Raw genomic sequence first — 22,764 nt, forward strand, 5'->3', positions numbered from 1 at the left:
CTCCACCCCGGATGACGGCTCATTCTACATTATAAAATTTATATTCTTAATGCTCAATACACTAGAACACACCGAGCTGCTTCGCTTCACCACCGCCGGATCCGTTGACGACGGTAAATCCACGCTGATCGGCCGCCTGCTGTACGATTCCAAATCCATCTTCGAGGATCAGTACGAGGCCATCTCTCAGACCAGCACGAAGCGGGGCGAAGTCGGCGTGAATCTCGCATTGCTTACCGACGGTCTGAAGGCCGAGCGGGAGCAGGGCATCACCATCGACGTAGCTTACCGCTACTTCGCCACCCCCAAGCGTAAGTTCATCATCGCCGATACCCCGGGTCACACCCAGTATACCCGGAACATGGTTACCGGCGCCTCGACGGCCAACGTCGCCCTGATCCTGGTCGATGCCCGCCACGGCGTGGTCGAGCAGACTCGCCGCCACTCTTTCATCGCCTCCCTGCTCCAGATTCCCCACCTGATCGTCTGCATCAATAAGATGGACCTGGTAGACTTCAAGGAGGAGACCTTCAATCAGATCAAGGAAGACTTCAGCGCCTTCAGCCACCGCCTCGACGTTAAGGACGTGGAGTTCATCCCCATGTCGGCCCTCCTAGGCGACAACGTTGTAGACAAGTCCACCCACATGGACTGGTACGGCGGCTCCACCCTGCTGTATGCCCTCGAAAACGTGCATATCGGTAGCGACAATAACTTCATCGACTGCCGCTTCCCGGTTCAAACGGTTATCCGTCCCTACAGCGACGAATACCACGACTACCGCGGCTACGCGGGCCGCATCGCCGGCGGCGTCTGGAAGAAAGGCGACGAAGTCGTCGTGCTACCGAGTGGCTTTACCTCCAAAATCGCCAAGATCGACACCTACGACGGCGAGATCGAGGAGGCGTTTCCGCCCATGTCCGTTACCATGCTGCTCGAAGACGATATCGACATCAGCCGGGGCGATATGATCGTACGGGAAAACAACCAACCCGAGGTTACCCAGGACGTAGAAGCGATGCTTTGCTGGTTCAACGAGAAGCCGCTCCAGCCCCGGGGTAAATACGCGATTATGCATACCACCCAGGAGGCCCGCTGCATCATTAAGGAAGTTCGCTACCGCCTGGACATCAATACCCTGCACCGCGACGAGGACAACAGGGAGGTAAAGATGAACGACATCTGCCGGGTGCAGCTGCGTACCACCGCACCCCTGCTCACCGACCCCTACCGTAAAAACCGGATCACCGGATCACTGATTCTCATCGACGAGCAAACCAACGAAACGGTCGCGGCGGGGATGATCATCTAACTCGCCCATGCGCCTCCTGTGTTGTTGTCTTGCCATCGGATGCTTGCTCTTGCCTGCCTGCTACGAAGAGAGCGTAGGTTGCCTCGACCCCGACGCGAATAACTATGCGCTCGGAGCCGACGAAGCTTGCCCGGATTGCTGCACGTACCCGGAGCTTTCCATCCGCGTCTCGACCGTTTGGAACGATACCGCCGTCGTGGCCGGAAGCACTTACCGGGATGCTACCGGTGCAACCTTTCAACTGATCGATTTTCGGTACTACCTCGCCGACCTGCGGCTGGTATCCTCCGCTACCGAACTGCCGGAACCATTTCGTCCGGTGGAGTTAGTGGAAAATAATGCCGGTACCCTACGGGAAGTTACGCTGAACGGGAACTACCTCCTGGCCGGGACCGCCAGGAGGACTACGATCGTCGGTGCCGTTCGACTCGGCGAGCTTCCCCTGTCCGGTCTGTCCGGTGCCTACGGCCTACCGGACCGCTACCGCAATGTCGTGCCGGCCGAAGCGCCGAGTGGTGACCCGCTGCGCACCCAACCCCGGTTGTTGAATTACCGCGACGGCAGGGGATACGTGCAGTCGCGCCTGGAATTCACCCGTACACCGGGAGGGGATACGCTCTCCGTCAATTCCTACGGCAGTATTCCGTTCGCGCTAGCTTTTGCCGAAGACATACCTCCCGTGCGCGGCGCCGATATCCTGCTCGATCTGGAGGCCGACCTCCGGCAACTGATCGGCGAACTGGACCTTGGGGCCGATTCCGCTATCATCGCCGAGGGATTGTCCCAACCGGTCGATTTTCTCCGACCCACGGCTATTACGTATTAACTTTATCGCGCCGGAGCGCGGGAGCAACCAACATTCGTAGTACCCATACTTATTCCCACCTAAAACCCACGCCATGATGATTTCCGCGGAATTGTCCCTTTATCCGCTTACCTCCGATTACGAAGCGCCCATCATCGACTTTATCAAGCGGCTGCGGTCGCAGCCGGGGCTTCGCCTTGCAACCAACGGACTAAGCACCCAAGTGACCGGTGCGTACGACGACGTAATGGCCGCCCTTACGGAAGCCATGCGGCCAACGATGGACGGGAGTACTTCCTGTTCCTTCGTCATCAAGATTCTGAACGTGGGGATCGAGCCCGGAGAGGAGGTCACGATTTAGTATTTGGCGGTTATCCACTTACCCATATCATTCAGGCTCGACTTTTTACCGTAGTTCAGGATCCCGATCCGGTAGATGCGGGAGGCCATCCAAACCATCAGGGCCGCGAAGAGGAAAACGAACAGCAAACTCAGCAGCACCTGCCAGATCGGCGGGTCGAAGGCCAGGCGGGCCGGCATAACGATCGGCGCGAACAGGGGAAAGATCGACGACCAGACCGCCAGGCTGGAATTAGGGTTCTGGATGGCGGCCATCATGATGTAAAACGCCAGGATGACGGGAATGGTAATGGGTATCGTCAGGGTCTGGCTTTCTCCCATATCGTCGCCCATGGCGCTGCCGACTGCGGCGAAGAGGGCGGCGTACATAAAATATCCCCCCAGGAAATAGAGGATGAAGCAGGGGATGATGATCCACCAGTTCAAGTCGCTCAGGCCAGCGATCGCGCGGTCGATCATGCTCTGCATCTCTTCCGGATTCATATCGGGCGAATTGGGCATCTGGGAGGGTTCGCTATCCAGGCCGAAGAAGAGCCCCACCAGGAATAGCAGGCCCGGGATCATGATCATCCAGGCAACCACCTGGGTGAGGCCCAGCGCGCCCACCCCGATGATCTTGCCCAGCAGCAGGGTAAAGGGGCGTACGGAACTGATCACCACCTCCACGATGCGGTTGGTTTTTTCTTCCATCACCGAACGCATGACCATCATTCCGTAGACGAAAACGGAGATGTACATCAGAAAGCCCATCACGGTGCCAATACCCGCGCCCAGGGCGGAGGCCATGCTGCGATCGTCGCTTTCTCCCTCCTCGGACTGGGTCAGGCTGCGGACACTCAGGGATACGTCGGTATCGAGGCTAGCCAGTGTGGTCGCATCGATCTCCAGAGCTTCGATCTTGTACTCCCGCAGCGCATCCTCGATCCGATTGCGGATCCGGCTCTGGGCGTCCATGCTGAGCGTTTCATCGCTGAAGAGCTGCACCCTAAAGTTGCGGCTGCGCGGATTGGTGACCCGGGGGATCACGAGGATGCCGGCGAAATCGCGGTCTTCACCCGTTTCTTCCCGGAGACTATCCAGCGGCTGATCGACGAAGCGGAAATACAGCCCGTTCTCGTCCGGAAGGGCCCCGTCGAAGAGGTTCCCGTCGTCGATGACCGCGATGCGCTGGACGTCGTCGTTACCATAACTGAATACGGCGTTCGCGATGACCACGAAAAGCGCGAAGCCTACCGGTGTAAGCAGGGTAGCGAGAATGAAGGAGCGGCGACGAACGCGGGTGATGTACTCGCGGCGGGTAACTAGCCAGAGGTTATTCATTCGGAGGGTGTTAGGGGGTGGTCGAAGGTTGCTCGGCGGCGGCAACTCGGCTGACGCGCTTGATGAAAATTTCGTTGAGGCTCGGCAGGATCTCCTGGAAGCCCTGGATCTCCACGCCTATGTTTAGTAAATCTCGGAGCAGGTCGTTGCTGGTGAGGTGAGCGTCCAGTTGGATGTCTACGCCGGAAACGGTGGGATTCAGCAATGTGTACCGCTCGGCCAGTGCCGGGGGCAGTTCGCCGCTAAAGTTCAGGCGGTACCGGTGTTCCATGAACTGCCGACGGATTTCCCGCACCTTTCCCTGCAGGATGTTGCGGCCGCGGTCGATCAGTACGATATACTCACAGAGTTCTTCCACCTGCTCCATGCGGTGGGTACTGAAGATGACGGCCGTTCCGTTGGCGTGCATGCGGAGGATCTCGGCCCGCATCCGGTTGGCGTTGACGGGATCGAGGCCGCTGAAGGGTTCGTCCAGGATGAGGAGCTTCGGCTCGTGGAGTACCGTGGCAATAAACTGTACCTGCTGCTGCATCCCCTTACTCAGCTCTTCCACTTTTTTCTGCCATTGCCCCTCCAGTTCGAACTTGGCCAGCCACTCCCGGGCGCGGGATTCGGCGGCCTTGGCGGTCATTCCCTTCAGCTGCGCCAGATACAGTAATTGCTCCCCGACGTACATCTGCTTGTACAGGCCCCGCTCTTCCGGCAGATAGCCGATCTGGGTAGGATGGTAACCGTTGAGGGCCTGCCCCTGGAAAAATATCGCTCCGCTATCGGGGGCCGTGATGGTAGTGATCATCCGGATCAAACTGGTCTTCCCGGCACCGTTCGGGCCCAACAGCCCGAGAATCGCGTCGGGAGGCATCGTGAAGGTGACGTCGTCCACGGCTACCTTTTCTCCGTAGGTCTTGGTTACGTTTCGGACCTCTATAACCGGGGCGGTAGTGGTTTCATTCATGGGTGAGTGCCTGTATTTCTTCCGCAAGATGGCCAAATGTGGCGGGACTTATGGAACGATATATACGAATCAACGTCCGCAATAGACTAATCCATTCCGCGAAAACGTAGCTGTCGGTACCCAACGTATCATTGCAGCATGTTTGATCGTCCCCACTTTATCGTTAACCCGGCAGCCGCGGGGGGACGAGCCGCGGCCTGGTGGCGGGCCGCCGAGCCCGTTATTCGAAAGCGGGTACCGGAATGCAGCGCAACCGTGGCGGCTAAGCGGGAAGACATTTACCGTACGCTGCAACGCACCTTGGAGTCAGGCCCCCGCGACATTATCGGGGTGGGGGGTGACGGTACCCACCACGATGTGGTCAATGCCCTGATCAAACTGGGTGCCCTGAACGAATGTACCTACGCTCCGCTCCCGGTGGGATCCGGCAACGACTGGTGCCGAACCCTGGCCGTACCACGCCACCTGCTGCGGTGGTTCCAGACGATGGAAAAGGGATGGTTGATCGATCACCGGATCGGTCAGCTATCCTTCCCCTCCGGGCCACCCCGCTATTTCATCAACGTAGCCGGTATGGCATACGATGCCGAGGTAGTACGCCGCGCGGAGCAACACCCCTTCAAGCACCGGTTGACGTACCCGCTGCTCACCGCCGCCCACCTTGCCGGTTTCACCCCGCCCCGACTGTCCCTTACGTACGACGGCGAGTGCGTAACCGACCGCTTCCACACCATCAATTTGGGTATCGGCCGGTACAACGGAGGCGGAATGCGGCTAGTGCCGCAGGCCAATCCCCTCCGGGATTCCCTGGCGCTGACCTATGCCCGGGCGCTGCCCCTGCACCGCATTGCCCTCAACGGTTGGCGGTTCTTTACCGATTCGATCGGCGCGGTCCGGGGCGTCACCACCACCCACGCCACTTCGGTGCGGGTCGACGGGCTAACCGGGGTGGAAGCTGACGGCGAATATTTGGGCACGGGCCCGGTGGTGGCTGAATTGCTGCCGGTAACCCTTCGGGTACGGTGCGGGCGAACTGCCTTCTAGTTTACTGGTCTGCGCTTTCCCTAGTTCGCCATCAGGTCGGTTCCAGCGATGGCAGAAAATAGTTAATCCGCACTAAGGTATCCGCTTTTGGGGTTTACATATCGGTGGACACACTCATGCAGCGCCGTTTTGTACGGCGGCGTGTAATCAGTTCCAGGTTTTAGACACTACTATATCTCGCATTTGCGGAGGTATGGCTTACACAAATTTTTCTTATGCGTATCACCTTGCATAAACTCGTACGAGTAGGAGCGTCGGCCCTGTTCGGCGTGTTCTTCCTCTTTTCCGCGGCCCCGTTGGTTGCCCTGCAACAACTGCCCTTCGTAACCACGTGGAAAACCGACAATCCCGGTCACTCCAACCCTACATCCATCACCGTCCCTACCGCCGGACCGGGCTACCTGTACGACGTTGATTGGAATAACGATGGTATCTACGATACTACCGGCGTCACCGGTAGTATTTCCCACAACTACGGCAAGGCGGGAATCTATACGATCCGGATTCGCGGTGCCTTTCCCCAGATAAAATTCGATGGCGGCGGCGACGCGGCCAAATTGCTTAAAGTGCTGTCCTGGGGGGATATCGAATGGCGCAGCATGGAAGGCGCCTTTTCCGGGTGTACGAATATGTTACTGCTGGCCACCGACGCCCCCGACCTGTCGCAGGTTACCTCAATGCGGAACATGTTCCGGGGCTGCGAACAGCTGAACGCCCACCTCAATGACTGGAACACCAGCCACGTCACGAATATGTCCGGGATGTTCGCCGGCGCCTCTACCTTCAACCAGCCGCTCGATAATTGGGACGTAAGCCACGTAACCGATTTTTCGGAGATGTTCCTGGATGCCCACAATTTCGACCAGAAATTGAAGTCATGGGACACCGGAAGCGTCACCGATATGCGACAGATGTTTGCTTTCGCCACCAATTTCAACCAGGAGCTGCAACAGTGGAACACGGCCTCGGTGACCACCATGCGCGGCCTGTTTCGCTCCGCCCGTCAGTTTAACCGCGAGATCGGTACCTGGAATACGGCTTCGGTAACCGATATGTCGCGGATGTTCGAGGATGCCAGCGAGTTCAACCGCGACATCGGCAGCTGGGACGTCTCCAGCGTGGTCACCATGGCCCGTATGTTCTACAGCAGCAAAGCCTTCGATCGGCACATCGGTTCCTGGAATACCGCTCGCGTCACTACCATGACGGATATGTTCCGATATACGCTGGCGTTCAACAAAGACATTGGCAGTTGGGATATGTCCAGCGTAACGGACATCGCCGGTATGTTCTACAGTGCCAAAGCGTTCAATCAGGACGTTTCCGGCTGGGACGTCAGCAACGTCACCAAGATGAACGGCACCTTCGCCTGGACCACCGAGTTCAACCACGATCTCAGTGGCTGGGATGTTTCCTCGGTCACCGATATGACCGAAATGTTCTGGGGATCGAAATTCGACCAGGATTTACAAAGTTGGGATGTCAGCCAGGTCACTAATATGAGCGATCTCTTCGCCAAAGGCCAACTGAGTCAGGAAAACTACGACGAACTACTGCAGCAGTGGGTGCAACTCGATCTGCAGCCGAATGTCCGCCTCGATGTTGGCCAAACCACTTTCTGCGCGGGGGCGGAGGCGCGTACCGCATTGATGCTGGAGCACGGCTGGACCATTTTCGACGGTGGTAGCGCGAATTTACCCCCTACCCCCGTCTGTCGCGACATTACCGTATTTCTGGATGCCAACGGATCGGTAACCATACGGCCCGATACGCTGGACGGCGGATCTTTTGACCACTGCGGCGAAACCGAGCTTCAGTTCAGCGCGTCGCGTACGGTCTTCGACTGCTCCGATATCGGTCAGGTCGAGGTCGTACTGACGGTGAAAGACCGGGACGGTAACGCCGAAAGCTGCACGGCGACCGTCACGGTCGAGGACGCTCCCGCCGCCATCTATAAGCTGCCAAAGAACGTCACCGTGGCCGCGGATGTCGACGGTTGCAAGGCACGCGTTTTCTGGACCCCCCCTACCACCAACTGCCGGTCTACCCTGACCGCCACGCACCGCAGCGGCGACCTCTTTCCCGTCGGTACCACGGTAGTCAGTTACATGGCTACCGAAGGAGCGGGAGAACCCATCGTGGCCTCCTTCGTGGTAACGGTTACGACGAATTTGCAGGTTGGTAAGCTCGAAACCGCCGCCGTCTCCTGTCGGTCGGCAAGCGATGGCCACGCCGAGGTCACCGTCTCCGGCGGCCGCTTGCCTTATCACTACGATTGGCAAGCCAGCGGAGCGGGAGGCTATGGCGACGAGCGGATCGCAAATGGACTGCCGGTCGGGCCGATATCGCTCACCGTCCGCGATGCCATCGGTTGTGAGGTGAAGGCGACCGACACCATCGATTCCTCGCCCTTAACCGTGCGGAACCTGCCAACCGACATCGTAGCAACGACGAATACCGATGACTGCCGTGCCGTTGTCAGCTGGATACCGCCAACCTTCAGCTGCGATGCCGGCACCGTAACCTCCAATTACGTCAGTGGCGATACCTTCCCCGTTGGCAGCACCAGCGTGGTCTATACGTACACCGACGAGCGGGGAGAACGCCTCAGTAGTGGCTTCCTGGTCACCGTCCGGTCGGATCTCCGCCTGGTAGTCGAGGAGATTGTCATGCCGTCCTGTTTTGCGGGTCAAGATGGGGAAGTGCTCGTAACCGCCTCCGGTGGCCGGGCACCCTTTTCCTACGATTGGGATGCCGACGGGACGGGTGACTTCGACGACGCCGCCATTGCCTCCGGCCTTGCCGCGGCGCAGTACGACGTTCGCGTAAAGGACAGCACCGGTTGCGTGGCAAGCGGTACCGTTCGCCTGAGTGAACCCGAAGCATTGGTCGTATCGGCGGTCCCCGTCACTACCGAAGGAGGAGAGCGCACGATCGACCTGTCCATCACCGGTGGAACGGCACCCTTCCAACCACTCTGGTCCGGTATCGGTATTGCCGGTCACGACGATGCGGAAGACATCCGGGTGACCGCTAACGGCACCTTCGAGGTCGTCGTTACCGACGGCGGGGGCTGTACGGCCGCCACCCAGGTGACGGTATCGGACCTGCCGGAAATCTGCAAAAAAATGGATTTCGATGTCTTCCCCAATCCCACCACCGGGGAATTCGCCGTCAAGTTCGAGCAGTGTGCCTACCCGGTTCCGATCACCGTCTACGACTCCTTCGGCCGTCACATTGCGGTTACGACGAGTGAGGATCTGTCTACGGATCTCGACTTCAGTAACCTGGCCAAAGGACTCTACTACCTTAGAGTCGACGGCCGGTACGAAGTAACCACCCGGACCGTGCTGGTACGGTAAGCGCCCGCCATCACCACCGCCAGACTACCTGCCCGGCGATCTCCGTGCGGTGGGTCCGGTCGGTCGCTTCCAATCCGCTGCCCAGGGTGCTACCGTCAGTGTTCTGGGTACGGGCGATCCTGGTCTCGAGGGTAAGGTTGCGAATGCCCTTGTAGCGAAGGAGTAAAAAACTCCGCAATCCGTTTCCGTAATAGGGTAGCACCCGGGCATTGTAGGTCAGTCCGTTCTCGTACTCGTAAAAGCGCACGTCGTAGCCGGGAGTGGAAAACACCGCTACCCGGGCCGAGCAACCGAAGGGCCCGAGCGGACGGTAATGCAGGTCCTGGAAAAACATGAACCCGCGTTGCCGGCCTTTCCACTCGTCTTCGGTATAGCCGACGTCGAACCGCGAGCGCCATTCCAGGGCGGAGGTGATGCGGTAGCCGGCATGCAGGCGGGCCTGAAATCGGGTCCGGTTCACCACCGGGTCCAGTTTGAGGGCTTCGCCACCGTCGATCCCGTACCCCTTGGTCTCGCTGCGCAACTCGGCGTACGCGTCGAGTTTGCGCTTCACGGTATAGGTAATCCGGAAGCGGTACTCCTGGCCGCTACTCGGCGCGTCGATGGTGTACCGCAGCCAGGGGTGGCGCCACAGGTCGACGTATCCGTTAATGCGCCAACGGAGGGCGGGGCGAAGCTCCAGGCCGAGGTACAACCCGGTTTCGTTGCGCCCCCCTGCGGTTTCTCCGAAGGGGCGGGCATTGAGCGCCCGGTACCCGGGTGCATACCGTCGGTAAACGAGCGCCAGGTCCGCCTTAGGGTCAAGGCCCACATTGACGCCGTGGAGCATGGCCAGGCCCCGGTTTTGCGAATTTCCTTCCGTTCCGCAACAAAACGCCGCACCTGCGACCTCGCCAAAAAAAGAAAAGTTGCGGAGGCGGTAAGCGTAGTCAACGCTCACGTTTCCCAGGTCGGTACCCCGAAAATAAAAGCGGTTGTAGGGCTGGTTGCGGGGTAGCAGGGTCGTATTCAGGTGCTCGCCGACGAAGTTCAGTCCCAGGGTGATCCGGTTATGGGGTCGGTACTTCAGCTGCCCGCCGTAAGTTGTTTGCCCTACGAGCCGACGGTCCGCCAGCTCGTTCAGGGTGCGGTGGTAGCCACTGAGGCTTAGCGAGCTGACGCTAAGGGAGTCCGCCGCCAGGTTTCCCGTCCGCCGTTGCCGCCCCGCAAAGACGCTGGTTTCCCACCGCTTGCCCAGCGCCAGGGTGAGCCCCGCTCCCCGCACGAAACTGAACTCGTTAACGCTGGCGTAGGGTTGCAGGGTAGGGGAGCTGCGGGCCACCGTAGTCGTGTAGCTGCTTTTTCCGAAACCGAAACCGGTGTAGAGGATAAGGCCTTGCCCGAAGCTTACCGAGAAATCCCCGAGTGCCAGTGCCCGGACGCGCCGGTTGAGGTTGCGGACAAAGAAGTGCAAACCGTAATAGTCGAATCCCCGGCGGACGTCCGCTCGCCCGAAAAACACCTCCCCGGGGTCCTTCTCCGCCACGATGCCCAGGCTGAGTTGGTTGCCGTAGCGCTGGCGGAACTTCAGGTACAAGCGGTCGGGACTGCCCAGATAGCTCGGATCCGGTAGCGCATACCCCCGCGCGCGTTCCAGCCGCCGCCCCCCGCGCACGTAAAGTTCCCGCTGCCCACGGGTAAGGAGCGTGGCTAAGGGTACGGTGACGTCGTCCAATCCTTTGCCTACCGCGACGAAGGGAAGCATCCGCCGGATCGTTTCCAGGTCTAGCCCCGGTACCGCCTGGAGTTCGTAGATGCTGATGAAGCCCCCGAGCATTTCGCGGTAGGCGAGGAGTCGGTCCGTTTGCAGCGGACTCAGAAGGTAGGTGGCATTTAGCTCCTCGGCGGTTGCCGCGTTGAGGTCGAGGGGCCGGCGTTCGTAGCCTTCCAGTAGGGAAAACGCATCGTTGAAAGTAAATTCCCCGCCTTCCTCCGCGTCCTGGGCGATCACGTCCTCGATCAGTTGTTCCGTCGCTTGTTCCTGACCGTTCAGGGTAAGGCCAAGCACGGACAAACCAAGCAGGGCGCCGGAGCGCAGGAGCAAAGATGGGGCCCCTACCATCCTTCCCGGATGTTATCGCGGATTCCGGCGAGCAGCCGCGTGCGGGCCTCCACGCTCGCCCAACCCACGTGGGGGGTGAGAAACAGGCGATGCCGGTTTTTGACGGACAGATAGGGGTGGCTGCCGGGCAAGGGCTCCTGGGTGAATACGTCCACCGCCGCCCCGGCGATGACGCCCTCGTCGATGGCCCGCGCCAGATCGGCCTCCACTACGATACCGCCCCGGGCCACGTTGACGAGGTAGGCCGAGGGAGACATCCGTTTGAGTTCGTTGTAGCCGATGAGCCCTTCCGTGGCCTCGGTAAGCGCACAGTGGATACTGACCACCTGGCAACTGCTGAGTAATTCATCCAGCTCCAGCCGGGGATAGGGCACGTCGTGGTCGGTACCGCTGGTACTGTGGTAGACCACTTTGGCGCCGTAAGCCTCGGCGAGTTGCGCTACCCGCCGCCCGATCGTGCCCAGCCCGATAATGCCGAAGCGGGCGTGCCCCAATTCGTAGAAAGGATGACGCCACAGGGTGAAGTCTTTCGCCTTACTGTATGCTCCGTTGTATACCGCCTCGTTCAGATAGGGGAGGTCCATGGCCATGGCGAGGAGGGAAGTCATCGCGAGCTGGGCTACCGAATCGGTACTGTAACCGGCGACGTTGCGGATGGGAATGTTCCGTTCCCCGGCTGCCTCCTTGTCGACATTGTTGACCCCGGTGGCGGCGACACAGATCAGGCGAAGATCCGGCAACTCGCCGATGATTTCCGCGGTCAGCCTGACTTTGTTGACGATGACGACCTGCGCTCCGCCGGCCCGGTCGACCACGTCGTCTGGTTTCGTATGGGAATAAGCGGTGAAGTGGCCAAGCTCGTTGAAGGTATCGAAGGCGGGGAGATCCTCGACGCTGGCGGCATCGAGGAATGTTATCTTTGTTGCGGTGGGCATCTGCGGAATTTTAGGTCCCGTAATTTATAAAGCCCGCCGTAAACAAACCCAAGAGCCCGGTCGCTTTAGTCGGTATGCGTTGTAAACCCCACTTGATTCTCCTATTGATCTGCCTAGGTTCCATCTCCTTGTTCGCCCAGGAAGCGGAAGTGAGGGGCACGGTGACCAACGTGGAAGGGGATACGCTGGTCGGCGGATCGGTGCAGGTGGTGGGCTCCGTGATCGGGGCGATCACCGATATCAACGGCCACTATACCCTCGAGGTACCCCCGGGTCGTATTCGCATCCTAGCTTCCTACATCGGGTACGAGAACTACGACACTACGCTACGGATCAGTACCACCGAACGGGAGGTCGAGCTCGACATCGTACTCAGCGAATCCTTCGTCGACATGGGCGAAGTGATCGTCTACGGCCGCCGCGCCTCGGGGCAGGCACAGGCGCTGCGCATTCAGCAGTCGGCAATCACCCAGCAGACGGTTATCCACTCCGAACTCTTCAACAAATACCCCGACATCACCCTGGCGGAAACGGTCCAACGTATGCCGGGCGTAACGATCACCCGCAACCGCGGTGAGGGCGAACTGGTACAGGTGCGGGGGTTGCCGGAGCAGTATACCGCCATTTCCCTCAACGGGCAGCGCTTGCCGGCCGTACAACCGGAGGCGGACCGGGCCGGCAGCCTGGACATCATCCAATCGAACCTCGTGGAACAGGTGCGGGTGGTCAAGGCCCGAAGTGCGGATATGGACGCCGATGCGATCGGTGGAACGGTCGATTTCCGCATCCGGCAGCCGGAGCAGCAGTTCGAGGTACTGGTTCAGGGGGGAGCGGGCACCAACTTCGGCTTTGACCGGGCGGATGACATCAACACCGGCATCGCCCAGGGTGCCGTCGTGCTGAACTCGGAATTAAGCGACGAGCAGGTGTACGGTCTACTGGCCGGCAGCTTCTTCCGCCACGCCCGTGGCAACCGCATGCAACGCTACGACTACGGGGAGAACGGGGTGACCGGGAGGAGCATCAGCCGGGTCCGGCCGATCGATACGGATCGCATCACGAACAAAACCGGCATTATCGGGGCCGTGGAGCTCCGGCCGAGTATCTATAATCGCCTCCGGATCAGCTATAACTACAGTGCCATCGACGAAGATGTCTACACCCGGGAAACCAACTTTGGTAGCCTTGGCAGTGGCTTCGAAAATCGGATCACGAGCAAGTGGAACGAGGAGCGCCGCCTGAATATGGTAGCGTTGGAAGTTGAAAACAACTTTAACAAGACTCAGCTGGATTACGCGCTGAGTTTTGCCAGCACCAGTGAGCGCTTGATCGATCGGCAACGGGCGTACCACTACCTGCCGTTTGGCGCTTCTCCCGACCTTTCGGAAGACGAATACCTCAACCTGACGCCCTTCGATACGAAAAACCCCGCTACGGAAATTCCCCGGCAGAGTACCGAGCAGCAGAACCTGGATTTGGAGGAAGACATTGCCATCGGCGCCGTCAACCTGACCCGCTACCTCAATACGGGCCGTACCCGGTTTGTACGCGTGGGCGGCCGCTACCGCATCAAGGAGCGGAACTACCGGGAATTTTTCCTGCGGGATTCATTTCCTACCGCAGCTAGTATTCCGGGGGGGAGCTTTGCCGACCTCAACGAGGAGGCCCCGCTTACTGAGGATCCGGACCTCGACGGCGGACCCAACTACTTCGCGGGAGAAAAGATTGCCGCCGCCTACCTGATGTTCGTCAACAACTGGAACGCTAAAGTGAGTACCTCGGCCGGTCTCCGCTACGAGTATACGAATATCGATTACGAGCTGAGCGGGTCGGGTGGAGCCGATTCCCTGTCGTACAACGACCTCTTCCCCAGCCTCAACATTACCTATCGCATTCGCCGCGACCGTCAGTTTCGATTTGCTTATTACTCGGCGATTGCCCGCGTGCCATACTCGACACTGGTGCCCACGAGCGACTTCGAAGAACGGCGACAAGCCCGCCTGGACGTCTTCAGCCTTGGCAATACCGACGTCGAACCAACGTATAGCAACAACTTTGATCTGGTATTCGAGCGCTACGGCCGAAGTGACGGGCTGATCAGCATCGGTGTATACGCCAAGTTCCTGGACAACCCGACCGTACGTACCGCTGAGTACCGCCTGGTCAACCATCAACCCGCACTGGGCTATAGCCTGATGAACACCGCCGATGCCCGGCTGCTCGGGGTAGAGTTAGGCTTCTACCAGAACCTGGGCTTTATCAACCAGGGGTTCCGCTTCCTGAATCTTAACGGCAACCTCAACTTCAACGACTACCGCCTGGCGGATTCCGCTCTGGAAGGCGCTACGTTAGCCCAGGCCCCGCGCCGCTCGGCCAACCTCAGCATCGTCTACAGTAACCCCCGCCAGCGCCTCAATCTCGTCATCGCCGGCAACTACCGCAGTTCCACCCTCGATCTGCTGCAGGACGGGGAGCCGATCTGGATCAACGCCGTCATCAGCCTCGACCTTGCCGCCGACTATGAGCTGTTCAAGGACATCTCCGCCTACGCCCGCCTGAACAACGCCACCGATCACCGTTCCGAACGCTACATCGGCAAACCGGACCAGGACGACTCCCTGCTGCTATCCTCTACGAACTACGGGGTGTGGGGAGTGCTGGGGCTGCGGTGGCGACCAGGGTAGGGGCGATATCGAAACTCGATGGTCGCTAAAGTTTGAAGGTTCTATTCTCCCGCGTAGCCGCTACCGCGAGCGTAGCGAGGTCTATCACCGCGACCGCGGGGAGCTGGACGTACACTTCTATTCCCGCCGAAGGTGATATTTCCGTAAGTTTGCCAAAAGCTTGAATCACTATGAAATTTTCCGTTTCCAGTTCCGATCTGCAGAAGAAATTACAGCTGGCCGGGGGGGCTATTGCTTCGAACCCGGTACTGCCGATTCTGGAAGATTTTCTGTTCACCATTGAGGGGAATATGCTCAAAATCGCCGCCACCGATCTGGAGACTAGTGTGGTGACCAGCCTGGAGGTAAACGCGGATGGAGACGGCCAGGTAGCCGTTCCGGCGAAGATTCTCATCGATACGCTCAAGGCCCTGCCCCAGCAGCCGATCACCTTCGATATCAACGAAGACAACTACGGCATTTCGATCACCTCCGCCTACGGCAAATACAAGCTAGCGGGAGAACCCGGGGGCGACTATCCCGACATCCCGGAACCCAGCGAAGCGGACGAGATCAGCGTAACGGCCATGAATCTGCAGGAGGGTATCAACCGCACCCTTTTCGCCACCTCTACCGATGAACTTCGTCCCGCGATGACCGGGGTGTTCTTCCAGGTGGACTTTTCGAAGCTGACCATGGTAGCCACCGACGCCCACAAGCTGGTCAAATTCAGCCTCAGCGACCTCAGCGGCGAAGTGACCAGCAGCTTTATTATCCCGAAGAAAGCATTGAACCTGCTGAAAGGTGCCCTGCCGCACAGCGACGTGGCCGTCAGCATCAGCTTCGATAAGTCGAACGCCTTTTTCGAGTACGGCGACACCAAAATGGCCTGCCGCCTGATTGACGCCCGCTATCCCGACTACAACGCCGTCATTCCGGTCGATAATCCGAACACCCTGCTCGTTAACCGTGCCGACTTCCAGAACAGCCTCAAGCGGATCGTCATCTACGCGAACAAGACCACCAACCAGGTCATCCTCAACATCGCCGACGGCAGCCTCACGGTCAGTGCCCAGGATCTGGACTTCAGCAACGAAGCCACCGAGCAATTGAGCTGCAGCTACGACGGCAGTCCGCTCCAGATCGGCTTCAACGCCAAGTTCCTCATCGAAATGCTCGGCGTCCTGGAAGGCGAGGAAGTTCGCCTGGAGATGTCTACCGCCACCCGCGCCGGCATCCTCCTCCCCACCGAGCAGGAAAGCGGGCAGGATATTATGATGCTGGTGATGCCGGTGATGCTTAGCAATTAGTGAATTTTTGAAGGACTGAATTAGTGAATGGGTGATGCATTTGTCGCTCGCTTCGCTCGCGTGCGTGCGTGACAGCATACTCTCGGGCTGGAAGCCCCCGACCTTTGGGCGAGGCGCTATCCCGTGTTTGTACCTAATGTCGAGGCTTTCTAAGCCGAGCTATCGTGCGGGAGTGCATTATCTCGGGCTGGAAGCCCTCGACCTTTGTGAGTCGTTTTATCCCGTGTAAATACCTAAGGTCGAGGCTTTTTAAGCCGAGATGTTGTGCGGGAAAGCATTATCATCGGGCTGGATGTCTTCGACCTTTTATGCGAGGCGCTATCCCGTGCACGCACCTGAGGTCGAGGCTTTCCAAGCCGAGCTGTCGTGCGGGAAAGCCTGATCTCGGGCTGGAAGCCCTCGACCTTGACGCGAGGCTTTTTCCCGTGTACGCACCCAAGGTCGAGGCTTTCCAAGCCGAGGTGGCGTGCGGGAAAGCCTGATCTCGGGCTGAAAGCCCTCGACCTTTTATGCGTGGCACTATCCCGTGCACGCACCGAAGGTCGAGGCTCTTTAAGCCGAGCTGCCGTGCGGGAAAGCATTATCTCGGGCTGGAAGTCTTCGACCTTTTATGCGAGGCGCTATCCCGTGCATGCACCTGAGGTCGAGGCTTTCCAAGCCGAGTTGTCGTGCGGGAAAGCCTGATCTCGGGCTGGAAGCCCTCGACCTTTGTGCATAGCGCTATTCCGTGTACGTACTTGAGGTCAAGGCTTTCCAAGCCGAGTTGTCGTGCGGGAAAGCATAATCTTGGGCTGAAAGCCCTCGACCTTTGTGCGTAGCGCTATTCCATGTACGCACCTGAGGTCGAGGCTTTCCAAGCCGAGGTGGCGTGCGAGAAAATATACCCTCGGGCTGGAAGCCCCCGACCTTTGTGCGAGGCTCAATCCCATGTGCGCACCTAAGGTCGAGGCTTTCCAAGCCGAGGTGGCGTGCGAAAGGCATCATCTCGGACGAAATCCCTCCACCGTAAAATAGTAGCGCACGGAACCCCTCACGCGAGCGAAGCAAGCGGATACTACAACATCTATTCAGCAATTCACGAATTCAAGCATTCAATCTTTATCGCCCACGAGCGAAGCAAGCGGATACTACAACACCTATTCAGCAATTCACGAATTCAAGCATTCAATCCTTACCGCCCACGAGCGAAGCAAGCGGATACTACAACACCTATTCAGCAATTCACGAATTCAAGCATTCAATCCTTACCGCCCACGAGCGAAGCAAGCGGATACTACAACACCTATTCAGCAATTCACGAATTCAAGCATTCAATTCTTACCGCCCACGAGCGAAGCGAGCGGCTACTATGCCGCCCATTCAGTCCTTCACCAATTCAATAATTCCCCCTTATTTACCCCCCACAGCAGGCGTAGGATAAGCCGGATTTCGCACCTCCACCGGTTCCTCCGCCTCCAGCAATCGCAGCACCTCCTCCACCGCCCGTTCCAGCTGGGGGTCACGACCCTCACCGAGCGCTTTTGCGTCCTGCCGCACGGCAATGTCCGGTGCGATGCCCACGTTTTCGGCGATGAAGGCGCCGGCCAGCGGGTCGAAAACCGCGTTATCGGGGGCGGTCATGGAGCCGCCGTCGATGAAGCGGTAGTGGGTGGAGGACTTGACGAGCCCGCCCCAGGTGGTGGCGCCGATGAGGGGGCCGGCCTCCTGCTGGCGGAAGACCCAGGGGAAGAAGTCGCCGCCGGAGCCGGCGCGTTCGTTGATCAGCAGGGCTTTGGGGCCCAGGATGCCGGCGGGTAGCCGGAAGGGCGTGCCGTCGGGGACCTCGTTGGTAAGGGCGGCACGCAGCGAGCGGGTCATCAGGTCGACCATGTAGTCGTCCAGGAGGCCGCCGCCGTTGAAGCGCTCGTCGATCACGGCGCCTTCCTTGTCCTGCTGGGCGAAGTAGTAGCGGTTGAAGTTGACGAAGCCGGCACCGCTGGTATTGGGTACCCAAACGTAGGCCAGGCGACCGTCGGACAGGGAGTCGACCATGCGCCGGTTATCTTCCACCCAGGCGCGCTGCCGCAGGGCGTTCTCGTCGCCGATGGGTTCGACGATCACCTGCCGGTTGCCGGCGAAGGCGGGTCGGTCATTCAGGTGCAGTACCGTCTGCTTGCCCTGGGTACCGTCCAGGAAGCGGTAGGGATTGTCTTCGGCGGTCAACGCTTGCCCGTTGATGCCGACCAGGTAGGTGCCGACGCGCACGTCGAGGCCGGGACGATCAAGGGGACTAGACAATCCCGGGTTCCAGGTTTCGGTGGTGTAGATGCGTTGGATGCGCCAGTGGCCGTTGACCGCCGCCAGGTCGGCTCCGAGCAAACCTACCTTGGCATCCTCGGTATCGGGGGTGTCCCCGCTGGATACGAAGCTGTGGCCGACCGATAATTCTCCGCCGAGCTGGTCGAGCAGGTAGGTCAGGTCGTCGCGGTGCCGGATGTAGGGGACGAGCGGGGCGTACCGTTCGTACACCTCCTTCCAGTCGCGGCCGTGGAGGTTGGGATCGTAGAAATAATCGCGCTCGTAGCGGTAGGCTTCCTCGAAGATCTGCTTCCACTCGGCGAGTCGATCCAGTTTCATGGTCAGTTCGGGGGTGACGGTTTCGCCCGACTTTCCGTTTTCGCCGCCCGTATCCGCGATCTTCCAGCCCCCGCCGGACTGAAAGAGGATCTTTTTCCCGTCGGACGACACCGCGAAGTTGCGGACCTCTTCGGCGAAGTCGCTGGCCTCCCGTTTTTCCAGGCTGAATTTCTTCAGGGTGGCGCCACTGCCACCGGGCTTTTCCTCGGCCAGGAAGAGCGTCCCCGCCGGGCCGGCCGCCGTGGCGTAGTAGTTGGCCCCCGACACTGGCAGGGCAATGGTGCGGCGGCTGATGTTGTCGAAGTCGATGACTACCCGGACGGTTTTTTCTTCCTGCGCTCCGTCGCCCTGCTCTTCTTTCTTATCGGTGTCCTTGTCCGCTTCGGTGTCTTCTTCTGCTTGCTCCACCGGCTCCTCGTCGCTTTCGGGGATAAAGGGGCTGTCGAGATCACCGGGCAGCACGACGACGTAGGCTTTGTAATCGGGGTCCGCCTGCATGCTGCTGGTATTAGCCCAACCGGCGCCGAGGGCCAGGTTGGTGCTGGCGAGGAGGTAGAGGTGCTGCCCGTCGCGGTCCCAGGCGGGGGAGAAGGAATCGGCGAAGGCATCGGTCAGGGGTTGCGATTGTTCCGTTTCGGTGCTCCACGCCCAGATGCGGCGGAAGTTATTGGACCCGCTCTTGACGTAGGCCAGGTAACGACTGTCGGGCGACCAGCGGGGTTCGGCGCGGCTGCGGTCGAGGTTGTTGCCGCCGACGTCGATGGTGCGGACTGTTTGGGCGTCCAGGTCGATTACGCGGATACGGACGTCGTCGTCGATGAAGGCGATCTGCTTGCCGTCCGGCGACCAGGCGGGGTCCCAGGCCATCTTGGATTCGCCGATGGGGATGCGGGTGGCGTCGCCCATGCCCGTCTGATCGGTCAGGTGGAGGGCATAGCCTTCGCCGTCGGTATCGGTGAACCAGGCGATGCGGTCTCCCTTTGGCGACCAGATCGGGGCCCGGTCGGCCGCGCCGCTGGACTGGGTCAAGTTCCGGGAGTCGCCCTTATCGGTGGGGACGGTGAAGATGTCGCCGCGCGCGGCCATCAGGGCCCGCTGGCCGGTGGGGGAGAGGGAGACGGACTCGGCGCGGTCGTTGACGTCCTCCCAGCTGGGTTCGGCCCAGGGGAAGTCGCCGATGACTTCGATCTCCAGTTGCTCCAGCTCGCCGGAAGCGGGATCGAGCAGGTGCAGGTAGCCGTCGCGTTCCACGATCAGTCCCTGCGCGCCGCCGGCCAGCCACTTGATGTCGGAGCCGGTGAGCTCGGTCACCTGCCGGAGCTCGCTGCTGGGCACGTTGTAGGCGTAGACATTCATGGTGTAGTCGCGGTCCGACAGGAAGTAGACCTCGTCGCCGACCCAGACGGGATGCACGTCGGTGGTTTGCTCGTTGGGTAGCAGGGTTTCCTCCTGGGTGGCGAGGTCGAGCAGGATGATCGGGGTGTTCTGCCCGCCACGGTAGGCGCGCCACTCGCTGTCCCAGCGGCTCATCTTATCCAGGGCCAGGCGCGTGCCGTCGGCGTTGTAGCTGCCGTCGTAGCCCCACTGCTCGCTAACCAATTCGGCCGGGCCGCCCTGGACCGAGACGGTCCACAGCCGGTTGTAGGGCGAGGGGGCGGTCTGGCGGGTCGAGGCGAAGAGGACGCGGCTGCCGTCGGTCGTCCAGCCCCGCACCTCGTCGGCGGAGGGGTGCCAGGTCAGGCGGGTGGGGATGCCGCCGCGGCTGGAGACGACGTAGACTTCTTCGCTGCCATCGCGGTCGGAGGTGAAAGCCAACCACTGCCCGTCGGGGCTCAGTTTCGGCGACCCCTCGACGGCGGGCGTACTCGTGATGCGGCGTACGTTGTTGCCCGCGCGGTCGGCCGTCCAGATATCTGCTCCGTACACGAAGGCGATGGCGTCGCTTCCAATATCCGGCTGGCGTAGCAGGCGGGTTTCCTGGGCGGTAAGCGTGGATCCCAGGGCGAGAAGCAGGAAAAGCAGGGGGCGGCGGAAGCGCGGGAGCATGGCAAGGTCGTTTGGGCGATGAATATAGTTAGCGTTTCCGAGGGCCGCTATAATTCCCGTAAGACGTTGCACCCGCGCCCCGGCGCCCTATATTTCTGACCCAAAGCCTATGCATACCATCCGCCACCAAGTTTACGCCACCCTCCAGGGGAAATCGCTGAATCAGGAAGTATTCGAGCAGCTACCGGAAGTGTCCGGTGTCGGCCGCTACTTAAATGCAGACGATCCGGGCATCCGCTACCCCGAGCGGGCGCAGTTTCACCTGCCGGAAGTAAGCCATACTCCCTCCGCTGTGTCGGACTACATTTCCGGATTGGAAAAGTACTACGCAACCCTGCAGCGGGGGGGCGTACGTCACATCATCCTGCGGTGGACCATATTGTCCAATGATCACCGACACCAGATAAACACGGAGGTATCCGCCGAAGATTTGGCCCGCCTGGCCTCCATGAATGCGAGTCTGGCGATAACCTTTTCCGCGGCAGCGAAACGGTAGAAACGGGATCACCATCGGTACAGGCCCATTTCCCGCGCCCTGGCGACCCTGAACCACCGGACGCCTGAGGGGTTCCCAACAGACATTATAAGTACGTATCGTTATCAAAAACCGCCAAGCCCCTCCCATCCGTACGCCCCGCGTACCCGCCCTGCCGCCGGCCCGTCGCTGGACGCTTTCCAACGGCCTGCAGGTGGTGGCCATCCACGTAGCCCAGGCACCGATTCTGATGGTGGAAATGATTTGGCGCGCCGGACGGCCCTACGAGGCGCAGCGGTTCGTCTCCGATGCTACCAATGGCCTGCTGGTGGAGGGTACGCTCCGGCGTTCGGCCAGTGAGTTGGAGGCTACCTTCGAGCAGTACGGTACGAGTCTGGAAACCCCAGACGACTACGATACGGCGAGCCTGTCGCTGGCCACCATCACGAAGCACGCCCACCACCTCCTACCCGTGATGACGGAGGTAATGGCCCAACCCGCCTTCTCTGAACCGGAACTCAAACGCTTCAAAAAGCGAAGCCGGCAGCAGCTGCGGGAAGACATGGAAGATGCCGACTGGCTGGCCTACCGTACCCTGTCGGAAGCCGCTTTCGGAGCCGACAACCCGTACGGCTATGGGGGTACCAAGGCCGATTACGAAGCCCTTACCGTAGCCGCCGTTCGGGATCACTACGAGCGCTACTACGGTGCCCGGAACGCTACGCTGCGGGTAGTGGGCCAGCTCAGCGATGAAGTGGAACGACTGCTGGAGAAGACATTCGGGCAACTCCGCCCCGGACCCGCCATTTCGGCACCGGACTACCGGATACATACCGCGCCCCCCAGCTTGTTGCAGATCCACCGGCCCCGCGCCCAGCAGACGATGATCCGGCGTGGTCGGCGGGGGTTCCGCATCGACGACGCCGACTACCCGGGTATCGCCGTGCTGGAAACCATCCTGGGCGGCTACTACGGCAGCCGGCTCATGCGCAACATCCGCGAGGAAAAGGGCTATACCTACGGCATCGACAGCGAACTCGACACCTACCGCTTTGACGGCACCTTCGGCATCTCCGCCGACGTAGCCAACGAAAACCTGGAGGAAGTACGGCGCGAGATATTGGTCGAAATGGATAAACTCCGCCAGCACCTGGTTCCCGACGCCGAACTGGATATGGTCCGTGCCTATCTCCTCGGCGGATTGGTCCAGGATCTCGACGGACCGCTAGCCGTAAGCAGCCGCTACCGATCGGCCATCATTAAGGAGTACGATCCGGTAGACCACCTCCGTCGCCTCGACGAGACCATTCGCACTATCTCCGCCTCCGAAATACGTGACCTGGCCCAACGCCACCTCCGCCCCGAACTGGACTGGGAGGTATGCGTTGGCGGTCAGATCCTGGAGGACGCTACCCAGATGAACGCCACCGGCAATGGAGTGGGCATTTAGCAATAATGCA

14 protein-coding genes are annotated in these 22,764 nt (G+C 60.0%); 9 read left to right on the plus strand and 5 right to left on the minus strand.

The genetic code is table 11. The features are described from left to right. Positions 1-49: 49 nt before the first annotated feature. The 3 genes from cysN (at position 50) to CLV84_RS07630 (ending at position 2,478) form a co-directional block, all read left to right on the plus strand. Positions 50-1,312 carry a sulfate adenylyltransferase subunit CysN gene (gene cysN, locus CLV84_RS07620; RefSeq protein ID WP_104419118.1) on the plus strand — a complete coding sequence of 421 codons (1,263 nt, stop codon included), beginning with the start codon at positions 50-52 and terminating at the stop codon, positions 1,310-1,312. 7 nt (positions 1,313-1,319) lie between these two features. Beyond that, positions 1,320-2,138, plus strand: coding sequence for a hypothetical protein (locus tag CLV84_RS07625; protein WP_146088746.1), 819 nt, complete (start codon positions 1,320-1,322; stop codon positions 2,136-2,138). Positions 2,139-2,211: 73 nt separating this feature from the next. After that, positions 2,212-2,478 (plus strand): hypothetical protein, encoded by a 267-nt coding sequence (locus CLV84_RS07630; protein ID WP_104419120.1) that lies wholly within the window; start codon positions 2,212-2,214, stop codon positions 2,476-2,478. Here CLV84_RS07630 and CLV84_RS07635 read toward each other — a convergent pair. After that, positions 2,475-3,797 carry an ABC transporter permease gene (locus CLV84_RS07635; RefSeq protein WP_104419121.1) on the minus strand — a complete coding sequence of 441 codons (1,323 nt, stop codon included), beginning with the start codon at positions 3,795-3,797 and terminating at the stop codon, positions 2,475-2,477. The genes CLV84_RS07630 and CLV84_RS07635 overlap by 4 nt on opposite strands. Before the next feature lie 10 nt (positions 3,798-3,807). Then, positions 3,808-4,752 (minus strand): ABC transporter ATP-binding protein, encoded by a 945-nt coding sequence (locus CLV84_RS07640; protein WP_104419122.1) that lies wholly within the window; start codon positions 4,750-4,752, stop codon positions 3,808-3,810. 138 nt (positions 4,753-4,890) lie between these two features. Here CLV84_RS07640 and CLV84_RS07645 point away from each other — a divergent pair, with 138 nt between their 5' ends. Continuing rightward, positions 4,891-5,796: a diacylglycerol/lipid kinase family protein gene (locus CLV84_RS07645; RefSeq protein ID WP_104419123.1), complete on the plus strand. Its 906-nt coding sequence runs from the start codon at positions 4,891-4,893 to the stop codon at positions 5,794-5,796. 215 nt (positions 5,797-6,011) lie between these two features. Then, entirely contained in the window at positions 6,012-9,158 is a 3,147-nt protein-coding gene (locus CLV84_RS07650; protein WP_104419124.1) for a BspA family leucine-rich repeat surface protein, read from the plus strand. Positions 9,159-9,168: 10 nt separating this feature from the next. On the opposite strand, the gene CLV84_RS07655 is transcribed toward CLV84_RS07650, so the two are convergent. Both CLV84_RS07655 and CLV84_RS07660 read right to left on the minus strand, forming a co-directional pair. Next, the gene (locus CLV84_RS07655; RefSeq protein ID WP_104419125.1) at positions 9,169-11,259 is read right to left on the minus strand and encodes a ComEA family DNA-binding protein; all 2,091 of its coding nucleotides are present in this window, start codon (positions 11,257-11,259) and stop codon (positions 9,169-9,171) included. Next, positions 11,253-12,194: an NAD(P)-dependent oxidoreductase gene (locus tag CLV84_RS07660; RefSeq protein WP_104419126.1), complete on the minus strand. Its 942-nt coding sequence runs from the start codon at positions 12,192-12,194 to the stop codon at positions 11,253-11,255. The genes CLV84_RS07655 and CLV84_RS07660 overlap by 7 nt, the downstream gene beginning before the upstream one ends. A gap of 92 nt (positions 12,195-12,286) precedes the next feature. Between CLV84_RS07660 and CLV84_RS07665 the strand changes: the two genes are divergently transcribed. Together CLV84_RS07665 and dnaN are read left to right on the plus strand one after the other, a co-directional pair. Continuing rightward, entirely contained in the window at positions 12,287-14,878 is a 2,592-nt protein-coding gene (locus CLV84_RS07665; RefSeq protein ID WP_170067609.1) for a TonB-dependent receptor, read from the plus strand. 170 nt (positions 14,879-15,048) lie between these two features. Then, on the plus strand, positions 15,049-16,167 hold the full coding sequence (gene dnaN / locus CLV84_RS07670) for a DNA polymerase III subunit beta (RefSeq protein ID WP_104419128.1): 1,119 nt from the start codon (positions 15,049-15,051) through the stop codon (positions 16,165-16,167). Between the two features lie 1,389 nt (positions 16,168-17,556). On the opposite strand, the gene CLV84_RS07675 is transcribed toward dnaN, so the two are convergent. After that, complete coding sequence (locus tag CLV84_RS07675; RefSeq protein ID WP_104419129.1) at positions 17,557-20,829, minus strand: S41 family peptidase; 3,273 nt, start codon at positions 20,827-20,829, stop codon at positions 17,557-17,559. A 109-nt stretch (positions 20,830-20,938) separates the two neighbouring features. On the opposite strand from CLV84_RS07675, the gene CLV84_RS07680 reads away from it, so the two are divergent. Together CLV84_RS07680 and CLV84_RS07685 are read left to right on the plus strand one after the other, a co-directional pair. After that, the gene (locus CLV84_RS07680) at positions 20,939-21,325 is read left to right on the plus strand and encodes a hypothetical protein (protein ID WP_104419130.1); all 387 of its coding nucleotides are present in this window, start codon (positions 20,939-20,941) and stop codon (positions 21,323-21,325) included. Positions 21,326-21,521: 196 nt separating this feature from the next. Continuing rightward, a complete protein-coding gene (locus CLV84_RS07685; protein ID WP_146088747.1) occupies positions 21,522-22,754 on the plus strand; it encodes a M16 family metallopeptidase in 1,233 nt (410 codons plus the stop codon). The last annotated feature ends 10 nt before the right edge of the window (positions 22,755-22,764 follow it).

This window comes from Neolewinella xylanilytica, assembly GCF_002934605.1.
In the GTDB taxonomy this organism is placed as follows: Bacteria; Bacteroidota; Bacteroidia; order Chitinophagales; family Saprospiraceae; genus Neolewinella; species Neolewinella xylanilytica.

What these genes read in the sequence shown, in the direction of transcription:
- CLV84_RS07655 (WP_104419125.1), bottom strand. Translation starts at nt 11,259, where the DNA reads ATGGTAGGGGCCCCATCTTTGCTCCTGCGCTCCGGCGCCCTGCTTGGT.
- CLV84_RS07625 (WP_146088746.1), top strand. Translation starts at nt 1,320, where the DNA reads ATGCGCCTCCTGTGTTGTTGTCTTGCCATCGGATGCTTGCTCTTGCCT.
- dnaN (WP_104419128.1), top strand. Translation starts at nt 15,049, where the DNA reads ATGAAATTTTCCGTTTCCAGTTCCGATCTGCAGAAGAAATTACAGCTG.
- CLV84_RS07675 (WP_104419129.1), bottom strand. Translation starts at nt 20,829, where the DNA reads ATGCTCCCGCGCTTCCGCCGCCCCCTGCTTTTCCTGCTTCTCGCCCTG.
- CLV84_RS07650 (WP_104419124.1), top strand. Translation starts at nt 6,012, where the DNA reads ATGCGTATCACCTTGCATAAACTCGTACGAGTAGGAGCGTCGGCCCTG.
- CLV84_RS07645 (WP_104419123.1), top strand. Translation starts at nt 4,891, where the DNA reads ATGTTTGATCGTCCCCACTTTATCGTTAACCCGGCAGCCGCGGGGGGA.
- CLV84_RS07680 (WP_104419130.1), top strand. Translation starts at nt 20,939, where the DNA reads ATGCATACCATCCGCCACCAAGTTTACGCCACCCTCCAGGGGAAATCG.
- CLV84_RS07630 (WP_104419120.1), top strand. Translation starts at nt 2,212, where the DNA reads ATGATGATTTCCGCGGAATTGTCCCTTTATCCGCTTACCTCCGATTAC.
- cysN (WP_104419118.1), top strand. Translation starts at nt 50, where the DNA reads ATGCTCAATACACTAGAACACACCGAGCTGCTTCGCTTCACCACCGCC.
- CLV84_RS07635 (WP_104419121.1), bottom strand. Translation starts at nt 3,797, where the DNA reads ATGAATAACCTCTGGCTAGTTACCCGCCGCGAGTACATCACCCGCGTT.
- CLV84_RS07640 (WP_104419122.1), bottom strand. Translation starts at nt 4,752, where the DNA reads ATGAATGAAACCACTACCGCCCCGGTTATAGAGGTCCGAAACGTAACC.
- CLV84_RS07660 (WP_104419126.1), bottom strand. Translation starts at nt 12,194, where the DNA reads ATGCCCACCGCAACAAAGATAACATTCCTCGATGCCGCCAGCGTCGAG.